Source organism: Methylobacterium sp. E-012 (assembly GCF_057836545.1).
In genome coordinates this window covers 30,990-50,194 of record NZ_JBYQEY010000004.1, presented here as the reverse complement: position 1 = coordinate 50,194, position 19,205 = coordinate 30,990, and the positions used below count along the sequence as shown (strand labels likewise).

26 protein-coding genes and 1 pseudogene are annotated in these 19,205 nt (G+C 66.5%); 6 read left to right on the top strand and 21 right to left on the bottom strand.

The window, feature by feature from the left end; all coding sequences use genetic code 11:
• Window positions 1-371: 371 nt before the first annotated feature.
• Together AC3IF1_RS29665 and AC3IF1_RS29660 are read right to left on the bottom strand one after the other, a co-directional pair.
• Window positions 372-689, bottom strand: coding sequence for a hypothetical protein (locus AC3IF1_RS29665; protein WP_489220696.1), 318 nt, complete (start codon window positions 687-689; stop codon window positions 372-374).
• Window positions 690-750: 61 nt separating this feature from the next.
• Entirely contained in the window at window positions 751-1,617 is an 867-nt protein-coding gene (locus AC3IF1_RS29660; protein WP_489220695.1) for a nucleotide-binding protein, read from the bottom strand.
• Window positions 1,618-1,814: 197 nt separating this feature from the next.
• Between AC3IF1_RS29660 and AC3IF1_RS29655 the strand changes: the two genes are divergently transcribed.
• Complete coding sequence (locus tag AC3IF1_RS29655) at window positions 1,815-2,714, top strand: tyrosine-type recombinase/integrase (protein WP_489220694.1); 900 nt, start codon at window positions 1,815-1,817, stop codon at window positions 2,712-2,714.
• Between the two features lie 91 nt (window positions 2,715-2,805).
• On the opposite strand, the gene AC3IF1_RS29650 is transcribed toward AC3IF1_RS29655, so the two are convergent.
• The 18 genes and pseudogenes from AC3IF1_RS29650 to AC3IF1_RS29565 all read right to left on the bottom strand — a co-directional run bounded on the left by AC3IF1_RS29650 (window position 2,806) and on the right by AC3IF1_RS29565 (window position 12,263).
• Window positions 2,806-3,042: a hypothetical protein gene (locus AC3IF1_RS29650; RefSeq protein ID WP_489220693.1), complete on the bottom strand. Its 237-nt coding sequence runs from the start codon at window positions 3,040-3,042 to the stop codon at window positions 2,806-2,808.
• An 853-nt stretch (window positions 3,043-3,895) separates the two neighbouring features.
• Window positions 3,896-4,132: a hypothetical protein gene (locus AC3IF1_RS29645; RefSeq protein WP_489220692.1), complete on the bottom strand. Its 237-nt coding sequence runs from the start codon at window positions 4,130-4,132 to the stop codon at window positions 3,896-3,898.
• A 119-nt stretch (window positions 4,133-4,251) separates the two neighbouring features.
• A complete protein-coding gene (locus AC3IF1_RS29640; protein ID WP_489220691.1) occupies window positions 4,252-4,770 on the bottom strand; it encodes a Ros/MucR family transcriptional regulator in 519 nt (172 codons plus the stop codon).
• Between the two features lie 92 nt (window positions 4,771-4,862).
• Window positions 4,863-5,564, bottom strand: coding sequence for a response regulator transcription factor CtrA (gene ctrA, locus AC3IF1_RS29635; RefSeq protein WP_489220690.1), 702 nt, complete (start codon window positions 5,562-5,564; stop codon window positions 4,863-4,865).
• Window positions 5,565-5,635: 71 nt separating this feature from the next.
• Window positions 5,636-5,887: a hypothetical protein gene (locus tag AC3IF1_RS29630; protein ID WP_489220689.1), complete on the bottom strand. Its 252-nt coding sequence runs from the start codon at window positions 5,885-5,887 to the stop codon at window positions 5,636-5,638.
• A gap of 8 nt (window positions 5,888-5,895) precedes the next feature.
• Window positions 5,896-6,480 (bottom strand): hypothetical protein, encoded by a 585-nt coding sequence (locus tag AC3IF1_RS29625; RefSeq protein WP_489220688.1) that lies wholly within the window; start codon window positions 6,478-6,480, stop codon window positions 5,896-5,898.
• Window positions 6,477-6,896: a DUF5681 domain-containing protein gene (locus AC3IF1_RS29620; RefSeq protein ID WP_489220687.1), complete on the bottom strand. Its 420-nt coding sequence runs from the start codon at window positions 6,894-6,896 to the stop codon at window positions 6,477-6,479. Before AC3IF1_RS29620 ends, AC3IF1_RS29625 begins: the two co-directional genes overlap by 4 nt.
• A gap of 97 nt (window positions 6,897-6,993) precedes the next feature.
• On the bottom strand, window positions 6,994-7,347 hold the full coding sequence (locus AC3IF1_RS29615) for a hypothetical protein (RefSeq protein WP_489220686.1): 354 nt from the start codon (window positions 7,345-7,347) through the stop codon (window positions 6,994-6,996).
• Window positions 7,344-7,712, bottom strand: coding sequence for a hypothetical protein (locus AC3IF1_RS29610; protein WP_489220685.1), 369 nt, complete (start codon window positions 7,710-7,712; stop codon window positions 7,344-7,346). Before AC3IF1_RS29610 ends, AC3IF1_RS29615 begins: the two co-directional genes overlap by 4 nt.
• Window positions 7,713-7,723: 11 nt before the next feature.
• Complete coding sequence (locus AC3IF1_RS29605) at window positions 7,724-7,984, bottom strand: hypothetical protein (protein WP_489220684.1); 261 nt, start codon at window positions 7,982-7,984, stop codon at window positions 7,724-7,726.
• Window positions 7,985-8,189: 205 nt separating this feature from the next.
• Entirely contained in the window at window positions 8,190-9,782 is a 1,593-nt protein-coding gene (locus AC3IF1_RS29600; protein WP_489220683.1) for a hypothetical protein, read from the bottom strand.
• 138 nt (window positions 9,783-9,920) lie between these two features.
• Window positions 9,921-10,115: pseudogene (locus tag AC3IF1_RS29595) on the bottom strand (PriCT-2 domain-containing protein); the annotation flags it as partial.
• An 81-nt stretch (window positions 10,116-10,196) separates the two neighbouring features.
• Window positions 10,197-10,856 (bottom strand): bifunctional DNA primase/polymerase, encoded by a 660-nt coding sequence (locus AC3IF1_RS29590; protein WP_489220682.1) that lies wholly within the window; start codon window positions 10,854-10,856, stop codon window positions 10,197-10,199.
• On the bottom strand, window positions 10,853-11,323 hold the full coding sequence (locus AC3IF1_RS29585) for a hypothetical protein (protein ID WP_489220681.1): 471 nt from the start codon (window positions 11,321-11,323) through the stop codon (window positions 10,853-10,855). The genes AC3IF1_RS29590 and AC3IF1_RS29585 overlap by 4 nt, the downstream gene beginning before the upstream one ends.
• Window positions 11,320-11,580: a hypothetical protein gene (locus AC3IF1_RS29580; protein ID WP_489220680.1), complete on the bottom strand. Its 261-nt coding sequence runs from the start codon at window positions 11,578-11,580 to the stop codon at window positions 11,320-11,322. The genes AC3IF1_RS29585 and AC3IF1_RS29580 overlap by 4 nt, the downstream gene beginning before the upstream one ends.
• Window position 11,581: 1 nt before the next feature.
• Window positions 11,582-11,860 (bottom strand): hypothetical protein, encoded by a 279-nt coding sequence (locus AC3IF1_RS29575; RefSeq protein ID WP_489220679.1) that lies wholly within the window; start codon window positions 11,858-11,860, stop codon window positions 11,582-11,584.
• Complete coding sequence (locus AC3IF1_RS29570) at window positions 11,857-12,081, bottom strand: hypothetical protein (protein ID WP_489220678.1); 225 nt, start codon at window positions 12,079-12,081, stop codon at window positions 11,857-11,859. Before AC3IF1_RS29570 ends, AC3IF1_RS29575 begins: the two co-directional genes overlap by 4 nt.
• Window positions 12,081-12,263, bottom strand: coding sequence for a hypothetical protein (locus AC3IF1_RS29565; protein ID WP_489220677.1), 183 nt, complete (start codon window positions 12,261-12,263; stop codon window positions 12,081-12,083). The genes AC3IF1_RS29570 and AC3IF1_RS29565 overlap by 1 nt, the downstream gene beginning before the upstream one ends.
• Before the next feature lie 614 nt (window positions 12,264-12,877).
• Between AC3IF1_RS29565 and AC3IF1_RS29560 the strand changes: the two genes are divergently transcribed.
• From AC3IF1_RS29560 to AC3IF1_RS29540, 5 genes are all read left to right on the top strand, one after another.
• A complete protein-coding gene (locus tag AC3IF1_RS29560) occupies window positions 12,878-13,390 on the top strand; it encodes a TraY domain-containing protein (RefSeq protein WP_489220676.1) in 513 nt (170 codons plus the stop codon).
• Window positions 13,391-13,560: 170 nt separating this feature from the next.
• Window positions 13,561-13,764 (top strand): hypothetical protein, encoded by a 204-nt coding sequence (locus AC3IF1_RS29555; protein WP_489220675.1) that lies wholly within the window; start codon window positions 13,561-13,563, stop codon window positions 13,762-13,764.
• Complete coding sequence (locus tag AC3IF1_RS29550) at window positions 13,764-14,447, top strand: hypothetical protein (RefSeq protein WP_489220674.1); 684 nt, start codon at window positions 13,764-13,766, stop codon at window positions 14,445-14,447. The genes AC3IF1_RS29555 and AC3IF1_RS29550 overlap by 1 nt, the downstream gene beginning before the upstream one ends.
• Entirely contained in the window at window positions 14,447-16,144 is a 1,698-nt protein-coding gene (locus tag AC3IF1_RS29545) for a beta strand repeat-containing protein (protein WP_489220673.1), read from the top strand. The genes AC3IF1_RS29550 and AC3IF1_RS29545 overlap by 1 nt, the downstream gene beginning before the upstream one ends.
• Window positions 16,145-16,193: 49 nt before the next feature.
• On the top strand, window positions 16,194-18,827 hold the full coding sequence (locus AC3IF1_RS29540; RefSeq protein ID WP_489220672.1) for a transglycosylase SLT domain-containing protein: 2,634 nt from the start codon (window positions 16,194-16,196) through the stop codon (window positions 18,825-18,827).
• Window positions 18,828-18,835: 8 nt separating this feature from the next.
• Here AC3IF1_RS29540 and AC3IF1_RS29535 read toward each other — a convergent pair whose 3' ends face one another.
• Complete coding sequence (locus tag AC3IF1_RS29535) at window positions 18,836-19,132, bottom strand: hypothetical protein (RefSeq protein ID WP_489220671.1); 297 nt, start codon at window positions 19,130-19,132, stop codon at window positions 18,836-18,838.
• Between the last annotated feature and the right edge of the window lie 73 nt (window positions 19,133-19,205).

Genomic DNA, 19,205 nt, shown 5'->3' with positions numbered 1-19,205 from the left:
TGGTAGCCCTGACATACCGCAAGCCTGAATACCTGCAAGCCTGCATCACGCTTTGCAGGCAACGCGGTTTTACCAGAACGCGGATGCGAGGAATCCCGCGGCTGACTGCGCACCTGAGAGAATGACGGCCACAGCCGTCCAACGGGCGGCGCTGGCGTTGAGCGCCGAGCTGGTGCCGCCAGCGGTTATAAGGGCTGCAATCCATGCCATCTGCTGCATGTACGGGTCCGCGGGCTCGGACAGACCCGGCCCCCATCCTGGGTCAGGCGGCACGAGGCTGGCGCGATACCAGAGCCACGCGGCACGCAGCCTGGTACCTGCTGCCCTGATCGCGGCGAGCCCCGGTACCGCCGCGAGGGCTCCGGCCAGCGTCATCGCTTCACCGGCTGACGCCGCTCGACCACCGGCGGCTTGCGGTGCTTGGTCAGCACGTCGTTGAACGCCTCGACCATCAGCGTCTCCAGCGGAACGTCTCGGTCCTGAGCAAGGCGGGACATCTCAAGCCAACCGGCGCGGTTGACGCGGACCTGCATCGTCTTGAGGTCGGCCGGGCCAGCGGTCGGGATCGGATCGGCCTCGGCGGTCTCGTCCGGCGAATGGCCCTCGGCCTGAATTGTAGGAAGCGGTTCGGGCGGGCGCCCCTTCGGCTCGACGATGCTCGACAGGGTGGGGCGCTTCGGTGCGGCCATCTCGGATGCCTCGTTCGCGGTATGCAGCTTTGCAGGGATGCAGGAATGACGGCTTACCGCGTCAGCGGCTTACCGGTTTGCGGGGGAAGTTGCGGGCCAGCTCGGCGACCGCGGACCACATGGCCGCAATCTCGCCGGCCGCCCTGCCCTCGGGGTCGTACTCGTTCACGGCTTGGCCGGAGATGAGCGCGTGCGAGAGGCTGGCGCGCTGCGACACCTGACCGGGCAGCACGGGTGCGCCCATGTCGGCGAGCATGGTCCGAGCCTCTGCGACGATCGAGGTCTCTGTTTCCCGTGTCGGCGGCGGCGCCGCGTTGATGATGCAGGCGATCGGCGCCTTGAGGCTGCGGGCCATGGCAAGAGTCGCGGCCACGGCGTCGAGGTCGAACGGTCCGGGTCGGACGGGGATCACCGTGACGGTCGCGCGGGACATCAAAGACGCGGTTAGCGGAGCGTTGTGCGGCGGACTATCGACGACGGCCCAGGCGATGCCATCGGCGGCCGCCGCGTCGAGGATGCCGGCGATCGTGTTGCCGTCAGCCTTGGCGAGCAGCGGGGTCTCGGCCGCGCGCCGCTTGTACCAGAACGACAGTGAACCCTGCGGATCTGCGTCGACCAGGAGCGTGCGGCCCTCGCGCTCGGCCAACGCGCCGAAGTGAGCGCACAGGGTGCTCTTGCCCGAACCGCCCTTCTGGGTCGCCACCAGGATCACATGCATCGCGGCTTCCCTGCCTCGCGGAATGCCGGAATAGCGGCACACCTTCAGCCCGCGGATGCGCTCTGCCTGTCTGCCTCGATGCCGTTTCTGCGGAGTGGCGTGAAGCCGGTTTGCAGGTATGCAGGCATCCCGGCTGGCAGGCTTGCCGCGGGCCCGCAGATCCTGCACACTCGCGGACGCAAGACAAGAGACATTATCTTGCGTTGGCATTTTTCGATCGTGGCTTGGAGGGGGAGGATTGCGGGCATGGAGATCATAGGTCCAACCCAGTCGCATCCCGGCGGGCCTTGGCATGTCAGTGTGTCCGGTCTCGAGCGGAAGTTCCCCACTCGCGAAGCCGCTCAGTTCTGGATCGACGCTTGCCGGCTGGCCGGCCGTCCCCTGCCCGGGTATGGCGAGCCGCTGCCATGAGCACAGCCCTCGTTCCGATCGCCAACCTTGTCGAGGCGCTGCCGCCCACGCAGGCCGACGACGACGCGCAGATGGTCCGGTTGTGGCTCGCTCGATCGTCCAGCCCGAACACCCGCAGGAACTACGAGCGCGAGGCGCGGCGCTTCCTGGCCCATGTCGGCAAACCGCTCGGCTCGGTGCGGATGGGCGAACTGCAGGACTTCATCGCGAGCCGCCCGGGGGCCTCGGCGACGGTGGCGCTGACAGCGGCGGCCCTGAAGTCGCTGTTCACGTTCGCGCAGGAGGTCGGGTTCCTGCGGTTCAACATCGGCGCAGCCGTGAAGGTGCCGCCGATCAAGAACACGCTGGCCGAACGCATCATGGCCGAGGCCGACGCGCTGCTGATGATCCGGCAAGAGCCGGTGCTGCGAAACCGCGTGCTGCTGACCGTGCTCTACGGCGGCGGGCTACGCATTTCGGAAGCCTGTGGGCTGCGGTGGCGCGATCTCATGGCGCGCGACGAGGCCGGGCAAGCGACAGTGTTCGGCAAGGGCGGCAAGACGCGGGTCGTGCTCCTGTCCGCCTCGACGTGGAAGGTGCTAACGGCGCTCCGGCAGGAGCAAGTCGCAAACTTGGCAACTTGGTCGGCAGATGAGCCGGTGTTCCGCTCGCGGAAGGGTGGGGCGCTCGACCCGAGCGCGGTCCACCGGGCCGTGAAGGCTGCGGCGGCTCGCGCCGGTCTGCCGGTTGAAGTCTCGGCGCACTGGCTTCGGCATGCCCACGCCTCGCACAGCCTCGACCGCGGCGCGCCGATCCATCTGGTTCAGGCAACGCTCGGGCACGCCTCGGTGGCGACGACGGGACGGTACCTGCACGCTAGGCCGAGCGAGAGCTCGGCACGGTTCCTGGGTGTGTAAGTGTCAGGCTGTAACAGCAGCCCGAAACGGGCGCAGGAGACGGCCGCGAACGCGCGTCGGTGTCGGCATGGACTTTTCGGGGAACGCTTCTCTAAGGTTCAGCATCGTTTGCGGCCTTGGAATGACGAAATTCCGCAAGAACTTCTGTCACGATCGTCGGCACCGGCTGCTCGTTCTCCTCCAGCAGCAGAGAAGCTATCCAAAGCGTTTTCGCCTTTGCGACTGGGAGGTTTCCCTCCGTCAAACGCTCCATCAGTATGCGATCGGCAAGCGTCACCGCCATCGCGCTAACTTCGCCAAGTCGTTCCTGCGGCAGTGCAGCATTCATAGCTGATCCTCCACTCCGGTACTGCACACAATACCACCTGACGCTGGTGATGACAGTCTACTCTGACCAATTGCTCACATCTGTTCGCGGCAAATCAATGACCGTTGTACCTCGATGAAAAGCGAGTGGTTTCTGAACATCTGACGTGTCAAAAAAGGGATTGGCGGATTAGGTCGAGGCAGCAGACCCCGGCGGCGGCTCGATGACGATGCGGCAAAGATATGCGCCATTACTAGGCCAGACCTCACAGCCACAGCATCGCGACCGCCAGGACCGCGACCTGGAACGCGAGCATCACGCTAATGAGGGCTCTAGCATCACGGTCGTCGAGCGCCGGATCCTCGCGCTCTTTCGCGGTCATGTTGGAGGAGCTACACTGGCGCGACCGGAATAGGTGAACAGCATGCGCCCGGAGGCATCGGTGACCGTGGCGACACGGGGACGATCGGGCTTACTACCGTCCACCTCGTAAAACGCGATCGTGATAGCGTCCGCCTCGTCCGTCGCTTGGTAAACTCGGGGCGCGCTCCGCGGCACCCCAACCTTCCCGATGCGATCGATCCTGACTCTGTAGGCCATGTCGGACGCCTCCATATCGGAGGCCTGCGCTGGCGGCTCGGGAGGAGAAATTGCCAGCGCAGGCGGTGCCAAAGCCGTTGGTCCTCAGCGTTGACGCACCAACGTTGCACACGTTCAAGATCTCAAATCGGAAATTTGACGACTTTTTAAAACTTAAAACAAAAAGCCGTCTTATTCTGATGATCTAACTCTGCGGTGGCACGAGAAGCGCAAGACGCTCTTGAACGCGTGCGGCAATCAGATGCCGCGACGGAGCGAGTGTCCGGATATGCCCTTAGGGATTGATGAGCGGGCTGTGTTTATCGCCGCCTGCCTTGCCGGTCCCATCGTTGACGCCGGAGTTGTAGGGGTTGACCTCGTGGTGCTGGTCGCGCGGCGGATCGGGATAGTCCGTGAGCGCGCGCCAGGGAGTGGCAGAGGTACCGAGGCGGACAGCGCTTGGAAGGCGGAACAGCCAAAACGCAAGCACCATCCACGGGACGACGAAGAACACGAAAGCAGTCAGACCCATGGCAATCCTCCCAGAGGTGCCTACTGGATCTATGGAGAGCAGCGGGCAGGTCGTTCCTAATCTCGCTGATCTGTACCTGCGCCGTCAAATGATTGAAGCAGAAGCCGGATCGCCTGATCTTAGGCGTCTACAGCTTCCTCGGCCTTCCGCGGCCGCCCAGCTTTATTTGGCTTGTCGGAGACGGTCTCAGCGGGCTCAGCAGCCTTCGCAGCTGCCTTCTTCCGCTGCTGGCCAAGGCCGAAGCTCTTGGCGAGTGCCGAGCGCTGCGCCGAGTAGCTGGCCGCCGTGGAGGGATAATCTCGCGGCAGGCCGAAGCGCTCTCGGTACTCCTCGAACGTCATTTCGCTCTTGCTGAGGTGCCGCTTCAGGGTCTTGTACGGCTTGCCGTCGATGAAGCTGATCAGCGCGTCCGGCGTGATCGACTTGCGGATCTGGGCGGCTGTGAGCTTCTCAGTGGTAGGAGCAGCAAGTGTGCCGGCATTGCCAAGCCCCGTGAGTGCAGCGTGCGTACTGGCGATCAGCTCCGCCATGTCGGCAGGCCGTACCGAATTTCTGGACACATAGGCCGAGACCAGGTCAGCCGTGAGTTCTAAATAATCGGTGGCAGCAGCCTCGATGGTCCGTGTGTTCTCGTTCACGGCGCACCTGCTTGAGTGAAGCAAGCCATCTGCGCCAGCGAACACAACAAATCAATGCACGTTTAGGACTTTTCGCTTCTACCTGCTGATTTTTAGCTTGCCATCGCTCGCATCTCGGGTGCGCCTTCGCGCAGCACGTAGCCGCGGCCCCAGACGGTCTCGATGTAGTTCTTGCCCTGGCTGGCGTTGGCGAGCTTCTTGCGCAGCTTGCAGATGAACACGTCGATGATCTTCAGCTCGGGCTCGTCCATGCCGCCGTAGAGATGGTTCAGGAACATCTCCTTGGTGATGGTCGATCCCTTCCGGAGGGCCAGGAGCTCCAGCATCTGGTACTCCTTCGACGTCAACGGGATGCGCTTGCCGTCGATCGAGGCCATCTTCTCGTCGAGGTCGAGCACGAGATCGTCGATCGTGATTTTGGACTGAGCATGCCCCTTCGAGCGCCGCACAATAGCGTGGATGCGCGCCACCAGCTCGTCCTTGTGGAACGGCTTGGTCAGGTAGTCGTCGGCGCCAAACCCCAAACCTTTCACCTTGTCCTCGATGCTGGCCATACCGGACAGGACGAGGACGGGGGTCTGAATTTTCGACACGCGGAGCGAGCGCAGCACCTCGTAGCCTGACATGTCGGGCAGGTTCAGATCGAGGAGGATGATGTCGTAATCGTAGAGCTTGCCGAGATCGATTCCTTCCTCACCGAGGTCGGTGGTGTAGGTGACGAAGCTTTCCGATTTGAGCATCAACTCAATGCTCTGTGCGACGGTAGCGTCATCTTCGATCAGCAGAACGCGCATGACACCACCTCGAACTGAGGTGCTTCATACTCTCTCAGCAATACTGAACCGTTAACAGGCGGCTTTGCCGTTCAGTGCCCGGTGACGAACCGGGCGGCCCACTCGTCAGGGGATAGCTCCGGGCCGGTGAGGCACAGCACGCCGTTGTTCACGGTCGCTTTCCCTTGGGCAGTCCAGCGTTGCCAGTTCGTGAGCGCGTCGGCCGCGGCGAGGTCGCCGGCCACGTCGCCGATCGGGTGATCCGTCAGGAGTGCGGTCGGGGCGCCCCCGCGGCGACCGGCCTCGATGCGGGCGAGGCGGCGTTCTAGGTCGATGATGTTCATGGTGCGCCTCAGTGCTTCACGACGCGGCCAGCGCGCTCAGTAGCCTCGAACAGCGCATCGTCTCGGCCGCGGATCCGGTCGCGCACGCCTAGCGTCGAGATGGACTGAGCGACGCGCCACATCCTGTCTTCGGTCAGTGAGGTGCGTTCGCCATTGAGCGGAGCGGATAAAACGATCCCGATTAGAACCGCATCACTCATGGCGCGGGTCTTTTCCTCCTGCCTCGGGTCCACGGCATTGATCTCGGCTTCGGTCGGCTGCGGCAGGCCACGCCGGCGCGTCTCTGCTCGGCATGCCGCCAGCAGATCATCATGGTAGCGATCGACCTCGCCCATCAGCGCGCCGAACTCGGTCCTGCTGAAGGTGTGCATGTCGTCGTGCGCCCACTTCGGCGCTGGTATTGGGTACTCAGCCGGCCATGCGCAGCGCACGATCGGCTCGCCGTCCGCGACATGGCCAGTCTCGCGAGCCCGGCTCACAGCCGCCTCAATCTCGGCCGGGGTGCAACCCCAGACCACGAAATACAGGCCGCGGGGCGGGCGCCGGGACGCCTCGATCTTCGCCAGCCGACGCTCAAGGTTGATGACGGTCACAGTCCGCCCTCTTCAATCCGGGCCAGCCGCTCGGCGAGGTCCGCGGTCTTGATGGCGTTCACGTGCGCGTCGACCAGCTTAGACAGCTCGGCCGCCTCGCTCGGCGTGATCTCGCCGGCAGCCACACCCTGCATCAAGGCGTGCGTCGCCCGGGTCAGGTCGGCCGGCTTCTCGATCGGCGGCAGCGTGAAGGTGATGGGGCGATCGCGGCGGACAGGGATGAGCCGGTCTAGGCATAGGCGCATGGCGGTCGGATCGCCGTCCTTCGCCATCTCTACGGCCTTGTTCAGGATCGCCTCGGCGTCACCGTCGAGGATCTTTTCCAGCGCTGCGGTCGCGCGGTTGCGCGCACCCTTGGGGCGGCCGGCAGGATTGCCGCTCCTGCCCTGCTCGAACTGGCCCTCTTCCTTAGGCATCACGCGGCCGTCCCGTCGCTGGCTGTCCTGTAAAGATCAGGATGAAAACAGGCGGATGATAGATAGCACCCGCTATGAGGTTTCACGACTGCGCCCGTCACTGCATCACCCGCAGGCAGCCATCGGTCTCGCATTGCGCGTGCAGGTGGCCGTTGTAGCTGTCGCGGCGCCACGACAATTGGCCCTTGCACGTCGGGCACTCGACGGTGCCGCTCTCGGCCGGGTCCGCGGCGATCGTCGCCATGATGCGGCGCAGAGGATCGGTCTCGGCTGGCGGGGCGATGAACACCGCGTGCATCCCGGCCGCGAGACCGTGGAGCGCTGCGACGGCGGCCTGCTGGCGGACCTCCCGGGCGTCGTCCCGGGTCTCCATCGTCACGGCCGCGGTGAGCGCCATCTGACGGGCGGTCTCGATGCCGGCGGTGAAAGCGGCTTGCTCGCGCGGGGTCATGGTCTCGCCCTCCCGCCGGGGCCGGGGAGCAGATCAGCCCAAGCCGCGCGCAGGATCGCGGTTCTGGCATCGGCGCGGTTCGGGCCGGCGCCGACTACGGCCCCCATCAGATCGTCTAAGGCCGCGAGACCGCCGGCATGGTCCGCCTCGATGCCTTTGCGGCGCAGGGCGGACCGGAAGGCGAGAGCGGCCGGAGCGTTCAGGCCATGCCGCTCAATGCCGTCCAGAAGGGCCAGGATTGCAGCGGGCGTGACGATGTCGCCGCTCACACCCTGCACACTCTGCTCGCTCACGGGCGCGCACGCGCGCGAGGCCGAGGCGCGGCCGGGATGGGGGAGGCGGTCGGGATCGGACTTGCGGGGCATGGCGTCTCCTTTCAGACGGCGGGACGGTTCAGGGCGGCGTAGCTCGCCCAGACGCGGCGCTTGTCGAGCGGGTCGAGGGCGGTGAGGGCGGACAGGGACGGCGCCAGCAGGTCGGGATCCCGCTCGGCACGGCGCAGCAGGTCCGCCAGGGCGTGACCGCGCGGGCCGGTCGACAGGTGGACGATGGCGCGCAGGCACCTCAACCGCGCTTTGCGCTCGGCGGGGTCGATGTCGGGCCGGAACGGGCCCCAGGCGTCAGCGGCGGGGATCACCGGGCGCCCCCATTCCCGAGAGGATAGGGGTTTGACGGATTAGAGGGGTTCGTTTTGGCCGCTACACGCAAACTGTCATGTACGCGTGCGCTTGCGGGTGCGGGCACGCCCGCAACATGCAAGCGCCAATTGATCCTGACAGTTCTTCGCGTTGGGATGAAACAAACCCCTAAAAGGCCTGAAACCCCTATCTCTGGCGCTTGCATCAGAACACCGGTTCTGAAGAGGCCCGATATTCGGGCGCGACCCGGTCGCCGGGGAAGGCGTCAGTCCCGGCGACCCGGCAGAGCGAGAACCGATTTCCGTTGCTGCTGTCAGCGCGCATCTCAATGCGGTGCCCGCCGACGACGCGGCCCTTGATCCGGGACAGCCATTTGCCGAGGCGCCGACTGTTCACCGCCCCGCCGTCGCCGGCTTGGCGCAGCAGCAAGTCTCGGAACTCGGGGGCGCGGAATTCCTGCACATTGTAGTCGAAATTCGACCCCGGGCCTTTCTCACAGGCGGTCTTGGTGATGGCGTTGGTGGTGTAGCCGCTCGACAGGTGCAGATGCTCGCGCCAGTGCTCGAACAGCTCGCGGATGGCGGACAGTTCGGGATCCTCCTCGCGGGCGGTCTCCATGCTCACGACCGGATCGTCATGGCCGAGCCAGACGAGCGGCGAGCGCACCATGGCGGACCAGTCCTCGTAGCTCCCGAGCGAGCCGCAGACGGTCGGCGAGCCAGCCACCTGGTAGGCACGGATTACGGTGAGCGCCGCGGCGACGTAGGCTCCGCGGTCCGCCATCACGCAGTCGATCGGGTTGAAGCTGAAATCCCGCAGCTCGGGCCGGTCCATCTCGGCGTCGAGCGAGCAGAGCACGGCGCGCCTGGTCATGTCACCGGCGAGCACGAGGTTGTTGCCGGTGGCGAAGGTGGTCGACCGGCACTCCAGTTCGGGCGCTTCCGATTTGCCCAGGATGCGGACCCGCACGAGCGGGCGCTCGGTGAGCTGGCACAGCATGTCACCGCCCAACTCGCCGTTGACGTTGTCGATGGACACGACCGGCACCGCGTCACGCAGGAGGGCACCCAATCGCTTCTCTGTCTCCTCTTCGGTCTTGCCAGCGGCGATCACCGGGCAGCGCCGGCCGGTGGCGATGACGGCCGCGAGGTCGACCAAGAAGCTCTTGCCCGTGCCGGGGCTATGGGCCCGGATCGCGTGGAGCGGCGCCGTCGGGAGCACGCCGCGCACCAGGGCCGTCAGGATCCCCGACAGGGCCACGGCGCGGTCGACTGGGCCCACGAACGGGAAGCCGACCAGCAGCGCCTCGATGAAAGCGAGAGCCGCAACTGCCTCCTCGCGGTCAGGCCGCTCCATCAGCTCCGGCATGGTGAAGCCCGGATCATGCGCGAGATAGAGTCGGGTCGCGCGATCGTACCCGGCCGCGGTGAGCAGGGACCCGTCGGGGCGCAGCGTCGGCGTGGTGATGATGCCGGCGACCGGCGGGACGCGCCATTGCCCCTCGCGGGCCAGCAGCGTCAGGGTCATCTCGCTCGGCGGGTTGATGTCCAGCCAGTCTTCAGCGCGCCAATCGAACCGCTGCACCCGCATAATGCGGGCGGCCATGTCGGCGAGGCTGACGGCCACCAGCGGGCTCATCCGCGCCACCGTCGTCATCCGGCCCTTGGCTGCGGGCACCTCGTCAATGACGGGCCGCACGAGGGCGCCGGCACGGGAGTAGATCTGCACCCCGGCCGAGAGCAGCAGCGCTTCCATGCGGTCGACCGCCTCTGGCACCTTGCCGTTGACGAACCGCACGATCGGCCGACCGTCGTCTTCCTCGCTCGGGGCAGCCTCCGGGTCCGCGCTGGCGCGGCGCTCGGTCCGGTCTTTCTTCGGTGCGCCTGAGCGGCCCGCGCCCGGCCGCTTCCACCCGTTCTCGGCGGCGTGCCAGAACAGGGTTGCGATCTTGACGGAGCGGCCGTTAGCGAAGGCCGAATATTTGCCCGCAGTGTGAGCGGCATCGTCCTTGGGTGAGGTCGCGGACCAGCTCTCCCAGAGGTCACGGCCGCCCTCGCCGAGACCATCGTAGAGCGCGTACCCGATGCGGATCCAACCGTCGTAGTCGAAGTCGTTCGGGATGCTGCGCAGCGCGTCGGCGACGGTCTCGCGGTCGGGCTTCTCATGCAGCCCGAAGCCGCCGGCCTTCCGCCCCTTCTTCTCCTGCGACGTCTAGGTTTGGGCCCTCTTCTTCTGGTCGCGCCGTGTCGCCGCTCCGGCTGCGCGCAGCATCTCTTCGGCAACGGCAACGAAATCGCGCAGATCGTCCTCTGTGATCTCCGGCAGGTCGGCGAAGGGGACGGTCAGCGGCGAGGCGTCCGGCCAGCGGTAGGGCGCGGCGGTCTCGGGGTGGATGCCGAAGCTGACGAAGTGCTGGCCGGATAGCAGCACCTCGACCTTGGTGTCCTTCTCCTTGGGATCCTCGGTGAAGAACAAGGCCGGGGTCTGGATCTTCTTGAGGGGGATCGCGAGCCGGTAGCCCAGCAACAGCTTCGGCTCGCGGCCGATCCGAACCAACGGGGTATGCCCGAGCATTCCGCGCGCGCGCTCGGCGATGGAGGCGGCCAGTTCCGGCACCCTCACGTCGATGTCGACGCCGGCCAGCCGGCCGCACAGCAAGCCGGTGTTGGTGCTGTCCGGGTAGGATCTCGCCCATCGGCGGATCTCATCCGGCGGCGCATTGAGACACCTGCGCTCCCAAGCCGGCATGACGGGGCGCTTGCCGGCCGAATTGACGTCCATGCTCGGACTGGAGACCGGCACCGGGTGGTAGCCGTTCTCACGCAGGGCGAGGCGCAGGTCGGTTTCTGACGGGAAGGTGTGCGCCGTCATGCTGCGCCTCCGAAATGGTGGGAAGGATCTTCGAAGGTCGCGCCGAGGCGCTGCGCGGCGTCGCGGGCCAGTGACACAGCCTCTGCGAGAGAGGCGGCCGCGCCGACAGAGCCGACGGAGTCGCCGGAGGCCGACCAATGGTCGACGCGCCAGCGGTCGCCGGCCCGCTTGTCCAGCCAGATCGAAATTTCGCCTCGGCGGCGCCGGCTCGGCACCGACTGATCCAGCACGACCGCGAGCGGCCCGCTGAGCACCGAGACCGGGATGCCCTGGTGCCGAGCGGAGTAGGCCCGCGCGTCTCGGAGCGCGTGCTCTCTGTCCGGCGTGCGCTCCAGAGCGACATAGCGGCCGCAGGGTAAGAGCAGCCAGGCGATCCACACGCCCGCGGTCGGGCATAGGATCACCTCGACAGCGACCGGCGTGCGCTGGGTGGACATGGGCGAGGGGAAGCAGATGACGTTGTTCATGCTGCCTCCCCGCGCTTCACGGTTTCGGGGCGGGCGAAGGCCGAACACCAGTCGTTGCCGAGCACGTCAGGCCACAGGGCGTCGCCGGTTTTCTTGTCCCGGCGCGGAGGCTTGGCGCGGCAGTCGCCGCGGGGCTGCTCGCCGATCGCACCAAGGACCCCACGACCGCCGTAGACGTAGGCGGTGCTGGTCTGGGCGAAGTGCTGGCACCAGGCGCAGGCCTTGGCCTTACGCGGAGGTTTGATGAGGCGCTGCATGTCAGGCCGCCTCCCCGCGCGCGCCCGGCTGGGCGGGCTCGAAAGCCCGGCACCAGTCCGTAGCCGTCACGATCGGCCACGCCGCGTTGGTTGCGCCGATCTCCTCGGGATCGCGCGCGGGCGGGTGGGCTCGGCACTGCCCTGTCGGCTTGCGGCCGATGTGGACGAGAACGCCACCGCGCTCGTCGGCCACGCCGATATCGCCGTAGTCGCCCCAAGCGGTACAGTTGAAGCACGCAAGCGCGCCGGGGACAGGGGTGAGGATTCGGGTGGCGCTCATCGGCCGCCCCCGTCCTGCTGGGCGGGCCGGAGCGCCTGGGCCGTCGAGGCGGCCGCCGCGAGGGCGACCGCGGCCTGCCGAAGCGAGTAGGCCATGCCCTTGGCGTCGCGAGCCAGGGCGAACTCGCCCGCGGCGCGCGTGTAGCTCTCGGCGATCGCTGCGGCTTCGCCGACGGCGTCGAATTGGAGAGCGGCAGTCGGGGTGATGGTGGCGGCTGTCATCAGCGGGCCTCGCGCATCTGCGGGCCGATGCCGGCAAGGCTGGCGAGGACGGCGGCAACTGGATCCGACACGCGGCACCGGTCGGCCAGGCGGCGTTCGATGCGGGCCTGTACGGCGGCCGTGTCGGGGATGGCCTCGTGGGGCCGGATGGCGAGGGAACGGCTGTAGGTCTTGGTTTTCACGGTAGGCACTCCTGCGTTGAGGGTGCCGGTCCAGAAATCCTTGAGACTGTGCGTCGGATGCTATAACTACGACGGTACCAAGCGTTCGTAGATAAGACCCCGCCGCCGTCCCAATCCGGGCCGGCGGCTTTCTTATGCGACGATGGCTGGGCTCCCGCGGCGCCAAGCTTCCCACAGCCAAGCAGTCGAGACGAACTTTTGCCCGCCCACCTCGACAGTGGGGATGTGGCCGGTCTTGGCAGCTTTGTAGGTTGTATTCCGACCAGTCCCGAAAAACCGTCCCGCTCGAACCAGCGGTGTGAACGGCTTGCGGAACAGCTCGCGGTCCTCCTCGGGGAGAAGCGCAAAAAGAGGATCTGCGAACGGAGAAGGTGTTGGGGTCGGCGCCTGTGCGCTGATCGAAGGTTCGGTCATCCCGGCCTCGCTGGCGGATCGTGTTATGGAAACACGACTAAAACCAACTTAGCTCGTTCCATGCCCTTGGCAAGAGGTTTTTGTCGTGCGAGCATAACACGAGTTGGCACACACGGGGATAGGCTGTGACGGATCAGGAACCGCAGCGGAAAAAAGGCGGGCGACCGCGGAAGCATTCTCCGGATGCGAAGCGTCCGACGATGGCCTTCCGGATGAGCTCCCAACTTCACGAGAGGCTTGTCGCTTCTGCTGAAGCTAGCGAGAGGTCATTGAGCGAGGAAATAGAGCGGAGGCTTGAAGATAGTTTTGGAGAGCAAGAGCGTCTAATAGAGCGTTTCGGCGGTCCAGAAAACTTGAACTTGCTGACAACTATTGCGTCGTCTTGGAAGCTCATCGAGATAATGTCCAAGCAAAAATGGACTGAAAGCCAAGATGTATTAAATGCGATGCGCGTTGCCGCATCCGATGTGCTGGCTATGGTGAAGCCGATAGACGACAAAGATGCTGCCAGTTACGCGCCTGGGGGCGGCCTGGCGGCCCTGGGAGAGCCGTATAGGCACTATCAGACCGTCGGGAAGCTCGGGGCAGCATCAGCCGCTTTTGCGGTCTCGCTCGCAAAGCGGATCGATGTAAGCGAACAGATCATGGAAGCCATTTCGATGTCGACAGTGCATTTCAACAGACGGAATGACAAATACGACTCTAAGACCTAAGCCATGCGCTCTTTGCGGAGCTAGGTTGCGATAATTTGGCAAGAAATGACCAAATTTGCTTCAACTTTGGTCTGTTTGTCAGGATTGTTTGGCAGTCGATATTCCATAAATGCGCAAGACGTAGCCTGCGCCTTGTGCGTTAATGCCTCGACAACATCGAGGCACCGCACATGCGCTGCAAGTTTCCTGCTCACCTCTACATCCGCGTCGATCGCGATCTGCGCGCCGCGCTGAGCGATGGCGCCAAAGCATCCGGCGAGAACGTGTCGACCTTCGCCCGGCGCACGCTACGCGCGGCCGTCGGCGCTCCGGACCGCGACCCGCCCCCGCCGGCCGCCCCTGGCGCTCGCCAGCCCTTGCAGGTGGCCGCGTGATGGCCGGCGCCGATCTCCCCGAGGGGTTTGAGCTCGACCAGGCGCCTCCGGCCGACGAGGGCGAGAACCTGACCCTGGACGGAATCCTCCGCGACGCGGGGATCGATCCGCGGGAGGTGCTGCGGCAGAGCCGGCACGAGCGGATGGCCCAGGCCCTGCGCCCAATGGCGAACCCGACCGGTCGCACCGTCGTGGAGTTCGACGACACGCCGGAGAAGGTCGCCACCTGGATCAACGCCAAGGCTGGGCGGCCTCTCGGCTATGAGCCGACGTGGATCCGCTGCATCCGCCCGGACCTCAACCGCGGCGCCCTCTTCGTCCTGCACAGCCCGCACCCCGACAACGAGGCCGAGCTGATCGTGCTCGCCGACCCGGGCGTGCTCACGCGCGGGCTGATCGTCGATGTCTGCAAGTGGGCGTTTTTCGGCCTCGGTCTGTGCCGCGTCGTGGTGCGGATCCCGGCTGATCGCCCCGACCTCGCCGACCTCGCGCGCCGTGCCCGGTTCCAGTTCGAGGGCACCGCCCGCCGGTTCTACCGCGGCACCCTGGACGCCCAGGTCTGGGCCATGACCGGCCCTGACTGCCCGTGGCTCACGCCGCGCTCGGCAGCGACGAAGCCCAAGGCGCAGCCGCTCCCGGCGCCGATGCTCCCGCTCCCGCCCCCTAGCCCGACGGTACACTGATGGGCCTGCTCGACCTCTTCACGGGAGCGGCCAGCCAGACCGCCGCCAAGAATAACCAGTACGCGATCGGCACGGGCGAGACCCAGGCCAATACTGCGCTGGGCGATGCGTACAACAGCGCCAACGGGCTGCTGTTTAACAACGCCCTGCCGGCGCTCGGCGCGGGCTACAATGCCGGTATCTCCAGCCTCGGATCGGGCTACGGAAACCAGGCGATCGCCCTGAATGCGGGGTATTCCACTGGCCAAGACGCGCTTAACCAGCAGTACGGCAGCGCCCTCGGCGCCATCGGCGGCGGCTACGGCAGCGCTCTCGGCGCAGTCGGGGGCGGCTACGCCAACGCGCAGAACCTGATCGGGCAGGGCTACGGGAACGCCGCTTCCGACCTGATAAACCAGTACGGCAACGCGGCCAGCGCCATCAACACCAATTACGGCAACGCTGCGAACCAGCTTTCGGCAGGATACAACTCCGCGAAATCCGACACCGGCGCGCAGTACCAGCTCGCCGCCCAGGCGCTGCAGAACCAGTATGGGCAGGCGACCGCCGACACCAATTCGAACTACGATCGAGCCCGGCAGGATCTCAGCGGCCAGTACGGCGCGACGCAGAATTATTTGGGTCAAGCGACCGCTGCCTATAACCCGCTCGTCTCCGGCGGGGCCGGTGCGTACACGAACTACATGAACGCGATCGGCGCGAATGGCGCCGCCGGTTCGCAAGCCGCAGAGCAGAATTTCACAGCAGCACCGGGCTATCAGTACGCCCTCGACCAGGCGCTCGGCTCGGTCCAGCGCAGTGCTGCCGCGCGTGGCGGTCTAGCGGGTGGCAACGCGACCGCCGACATCCTGAGCACTGCGAATGGTCTCGCGAGCCAAGGCTATCAGCAATACGTTTCAAACCTTCAGAACGGCTCGAATTTCTATCAGACCGGCATCCAGGGGCAGGCTTCCGGGCTGACGGCGCAGGGGAATGCTTCCCAGAATTACGGATCCGCGCTGAGCAGCCTCGGCCAGAACGAGGCGGGGGCTCTGTCGGGGATCTCGCAGAACCTGGGCAACCAGCTCTCGTCCGTGAACCAGGGTCTCGGAAACCAACTGGGCAGCTACGACGCGGCTCAGGGGACTGGTCTGGCCGGGATTTCCCAGGCCCAGGGCAACGCGCTCTCGGGCATCAGCCAGAACCTCGGCAACGCCCTGGCGGGCAACGACACCGGGCTCGGGACCGCTCAGGCCAACCTCGCGACGCAGGGCGGCAACGCCATGGGCACCCTGTACACGGGACAGGGCAGCTCTCTCGGGTCGCTCTACCAGGGCCTCGGCAACGCCCTGAACACCAACAACGTGGGGCTCGGCACGTCGCTCGGCTCCTCCTACGCGAACCTGGGAACGGGCCAGTCGTCGCTTGATGTCGGCAGCGGCACCGGGACGGCTGGCCTCTACGGCAGCGCCGCCTCGAACCTCGCGTCCCTTGGGAACGCGCAGGCCGGCGTCATCAACAACGGCACCAACGCGCTGGTCTCAAACAACAACAATCTGGCTCAGAGCCAGAACGCGGCCGGGGCAAACGCTCTGTCTGGTCTGCTCGGGCTCGCGAACCTAGGGGCCGGTGGTGCCGGCTCTGCTGCAGGTGGTGGCGGGTTCGGCAATACGCTGGCCGGCAACGTCGTCTCGGGCATCAAAAACATCTTCTCGTGAGGGCGGTATGAGTGGTGGGTTCGGACTTCCTGTCCTCGACATCGCGGGCATGCTGGGCAAGGTCAGCAAGTCCTATCATGACAGCTACGACGCAGCGAAGCGCGACACCGCCCTCTCGAAGCTCGGTGATCAGATCCAGGGCGGCGATTATGCCGGCGCGGCGCGCACGGCGTTCAACGCCGGGGATCCGACGGTCGGCCTCAATTTGCTCAAGCTGGGGCAGACGCAGGAGCAGCAGAAGCAGGCGGCTGCGGGGATCGCCGGCCTGACCAGCATGTACGGCGGCGGGTTCGGGGTCGGCGGTTCGACGCCCCAGTACGGCTCGTCCAGCGCCCCAGCCAATCCCTACGGGGGTGTTCCGAGCTTCCTCGACAGCTCTGGGCCGCAGGGCAATTACCTCGCGGGCCTCGTCAAGCGTGAGAGCGGCGGGGATCCGAATGCGCAGGCGTCGACCTCCTCCGCGAAGGGCTTGACGCAGTTCATCCCCTCGACTTGGAACGAGACGGCTCGCCAGCACCCCGAATTGAACCTGACGCCGGTTGGGAACGGTCAGGACGGGCGCACGGACCCTGATCAGTCGATCCGCGCGGCCAAGGCGCTCACGGCGGACAATGAGTCCGTGCTGGGTCGTGTCGGTCTGCCCGTCACCGATGCGTCGCGCTACGCCCTGCACTTCCTCGGGGCGAGCGGTGGCGTGCGTCTCGTGGGCGGGGCCATGCGCAGCCCCGATGCGCCTGCCTTGAGCTACGCCGACCCGAAAGCGGTCGCGGCCAACCGGCCGGTTTTCTTCAACCGCGACGGCAGCCCGAAAACGGCCGGCCAGGTCATGAACGATTTCGGCCGCAGCTTCGGCGGCGGCCAGGGTGCTTCGCAGGCCGGTGCGCCTCAGGTGGCGAGCGCGGATCCGAGCTTCATGCCGTCCGCGCCGACGCCGCTCAATCGGCCGCTCGCGCCCGTGCAAGGCATGAACCCCGACCGGGAGCTGCCGTCCATGTACGGCCAGCCCGCACCGGCCGAAATCGGTGCGGAGACCAACATTCTGACTACGGCGATGCGGCCGAACGGCGGGGCGCCGATGGCTGTGCCGCCCGCTCCTCGCCCACCGCAGACGCTCATCCCTCAGTCCATGTCGGGTGCTGGCATCCCCGGTACCATCATGGATCGCGGCAATCCCGTCGCCCAGGTGGGCGGCACGGATCAGGCGGACCTCCCGGCTCCCAACGCGCAGAACGCGCAGTTTCAGATCCCGCCGGGTTCGCAGCCCATGCCGGGGTCGGTGGCGTCCCTGCCGGCTGGCCTGAGCAGCCCGCAGCCGCGCGCTCCGCTCCAGCCGCAGGGCCCCGCCCTGCCATCCTCGGACAACGAGGCGGTGAACCGACCGCGCGGCGCGCTGGCACCCCCTGCCGCACCCGCGTTGCCGGATCCTGGAGCCCCGGCACCGTCTCGCGTCATGACGATGCCGGGCCAGGATGGGGGCGCCCCGTCGCCTGAGGCTCGTGCGCAGCTCTCCGCGCAGGCGCCGCAGCACCTCGCGCAGGCGGGGCTTCCTCCGGCCGCAGCCCAGGCGCGCGCCGTGGGCGCTCCTGGCTCGTCGCAGCGGGTCGGCGCTCTGATGCGCGTCGCGATGCTGCCGGGTCTGAACGAGGGGCAGGCGGGCGTCGTGAAGGCTCTGCTCTCGAACGAGCTGGAGCAGACCAGGCTCCCGGACGACGTGAAACAGTACATGTTCGCCCGCAGCCAGGGCTTTGCCGGCTCGCTGGTCGACTACAAGAACGAACTGCGGAAGCCACTGACGCCGACCATCGTAGCGCCCGGCGACGCCGCGATTGCGCCGGGCGAGCGGTCTCCGTTCTATGTGAACCCGCGGGCGCCGACGGCGGTCTCTGCCGGCTCGACGCTGTTCGATACCGCTACCAACCAGCCGGTGTTTACCGCGCCGGCTCGGGAAGGTGCAGATGAGGGCGCGAAGCTCCGGGCGCAGATGGAAGTCCGTCGGGAGGCAGCGCCAGGGCTGGGCCTTGAGCCCGGAACGCCCGCCTACCGGTCTTTTGTGGGCGCCGGGAAGATTGGCGCCGATCGCGACATGTCAGCGGGCGACAAGAAAGCGATCATGGATGCGGACAGCCAGACGTTGGCGGCGCAGTCCACCATCGACATGCTGAAGCAGGCCAAGGAGCTGTCGGCGCAGGCCTATGCCGGTCCGTGGGCCGGGCCGCTGGCAACGGTGACTGGCGCCGTCGGCAGCAAAGCCGGGCAGGCGACGCAGGATTACGACAACCTCTTGAAAACCCAGGCGCTCGGTCAGCTCAAGAGCATCTTCGGCGGTAACCCCACCGAAGGCGAGCGCGCGATCCTGCTGGAGATCCAGGGCAGCAGCAGCAAGCCGCAGGTCGTCCGGGATCGGATCCTAGACCGCGCTATCGGCCTCGCCCAACTCCGTCAGCGCCAGAACCAGGAGAAGGCCGACGAGCTGCGCGGCGGGACGTATTTTCGCCAGGGCGGCGGCCCCGGATCGCAGCAGGGCGCGTCTGCAAGCGGCCAGTCCGGTGCTCCGGCCCTGCCGCCACCGACGCCCTCGAACCGGCCCGGTGCCGTCTCGCCGGCCGATCGGTTCGGACAGCTCGTCGGATCCGGGATGAGCAAGGCGCAGGCGTACCAGCAGCTTCACTCGGAGGGGTACTGATGGACGTGTCAGTTCGGCTTGGTGTCAGGCGGCATAGCAGCGGTGAGCCCGTTGATGTGCGCGTCGAGTTGGTCTCGAAGGCGCCGTGCCATGTCGAGGTCGAAGCGCAGGCGCGCGGCGATGATCGGGTCGGCGTAGATGCTTCCGTCGAGGCGCATTCCCATGCGGTCGGTCACGAGGTTGAGCATGACCGTCCCGTTTCCGATGAGCATGCTCATGGCGCCGGTGACGTGACGCACCGGGACCTGATCCGGATCGGGCACCTCGGCAGCTCCTACGGGCGAAGCCTCGGCTTTCTCGGCCATGCGTATTCTCTCCCTGCCCCCCGCGATGATCGTAGCAGCGCCGAAGGTTCGGCGGGAATGGATGAGGTCGCGG

Bases quoted from the DNA above. Each gene is read 5' to 3' on its own strand.
- AC3IF1_RS29665 (WP_489220696.1), bottom strand. From the start codon at position 689: ATGGCCGCACCGAAGCGCCCCACCCTGTCGAGCATCGTCGAGCCGAAG.
- AC3IF1_RS29660 (WP_489220695.1), bottom strand. From the start codon at position 1,617: ATGCCAACGCAAGATAATGTCTCTTGTCTTGCGTCCGCGAGTGTGCAG.
- AC3IF1_RS29655 (WP_489220694.1), top strand. From the start codon at position 1,815: ATGAGCACAGCCCTCGTTCCGATCGCCAACCTTGTCGAGGCGCTGCCG.
- AC3IF1_RS29650 (WP_489220693.1), bottom strand. From the start codon at position 3,042: ATGAATGCTGCACTGCCGCAGGAACGACTTGGCGAAGTTAGCGCGATG.
- AC3IF1_RS29645 (WP_489220692.1), bottom strand. From the start codon at position 4,132: ATGGGTCTGACTGCTTTCGTGTTCTTCGTCGTCCCGTGGATGGTGCTT.
- ctrA (WP_489220690.1), bottom strand. From the start codon at position 5,564: ATGCGCGTTCTGCTGATCGAAGATGACGCTACCGTCGCACAGAGCATT.
- AC3IF1_RS29630 (WP_489220689.1), bottom strand. From the start codon at position 5,887: ATGAACATCATCGACCTAGAACGCCGCCTCGCCCGCATCGAGGCCGGT.
- AC3IF1_RS29620 (WP_489220687.1), bottom strand. From the start codon at position 6,896: ATGCCTAAGGAAGAGGGCCAGTTCGAGCAGGGCAGGAGCGGCAATCCT.
- AC3IF1_RS29615 (WP_489220686.1), bottom strand. From the start codon at position 7,347: ATGACCCCGCGCGAGCAAGCCGCTTTCACCGCCGGCATCGAGACCGCC.
- AC3IF1_RS29610 (WP_489220685.1), bottom strand. From the start codon at position 7,712: ATGCCCCGCAAGTCCGATCCCGACCGCCTCCCCCATCCCGGCCGCGCC.
- AC3IF1_RS29590 (WP_489220682.1), bottom strand. From the start codon at position 10,856: ATGACGGCGCACACCTTCCCGTCAGAAACCGACCTGCGCCTCGCCCTG.
- AC3IF1_RS29585 (WP_489220681.1), bottom strand. From the start codon at position 11,323: ATGAACAACGTCATCTGCTTCCCCTCGCCCATGTCCACCCAGCGCACG.
- AC3IF1_RS29580 (WP_489220680.1), bottom strand. From the start codon at position 11,580: ATGCAGCGCCTCATCAAACCTCCGCGTAAGGCCAAGGCCTGCGCCTGG.
- AC3IF1_RS29575 (WP_489220679.1), bottom strand. From the start codon at position 11,860: ATGAGCGCCACCCGAATCCTCACCCCTGTCCCCGGCGCGCTTGCGTGC.
- AC3IF1_RS29570 (WP_489220678.1), bottom strand. From the start codon at position 12,081: ATGACAGCCGCCACCATCACCCCGACTGCCGCTCTCCAATTCGACGCC.
- AC3IF1_RS29560 (WP_489220676.1), top strand. From the start codon at position 12,878: ATGGCCTTCCGGATGAGCTCCCAACTTCACGAGAGGCTTGTCGCTTCT.
- AC3IF1_RS29555 (WP_489220675.1), top strand. From the start codon at position 13,561: ATGCGCTGCAAGTTTCCTGCTCACCTCTACATCCGCGTCGATCGCGAT.
- AC3IF1_RS29550 (WP_489220674.1), top strand. From the start codon at position 13,764: ATGGCCGGCGCCGATCTCCCCGAGGGGTTTGAGCTCGACCAGGCGCCT.
- AC3IF1_RS29545 (WP_489220673.1), top strand. From the start codon at position 14,447: ATGGGCCTGCTCGACCTCTTCACGGGAGCGGCCAGCCAGACCGCCGCC.
- AC3IF1_RS29540 (WP_489220672.1), top strand. From the start codon at position 16,194: ATGCTGGGCAAGGTCAGCAAGTCCTATCATGACAGCTACGACGCAGCG.
- AC3IF1_RS29535 (WP_489220671.1), bottom strand. From the start codon at position 19,132: ATGGCCGAGAAAGCCGAGGCTTCGCCCGTAGGAGCTGCCGAGGTGCCC.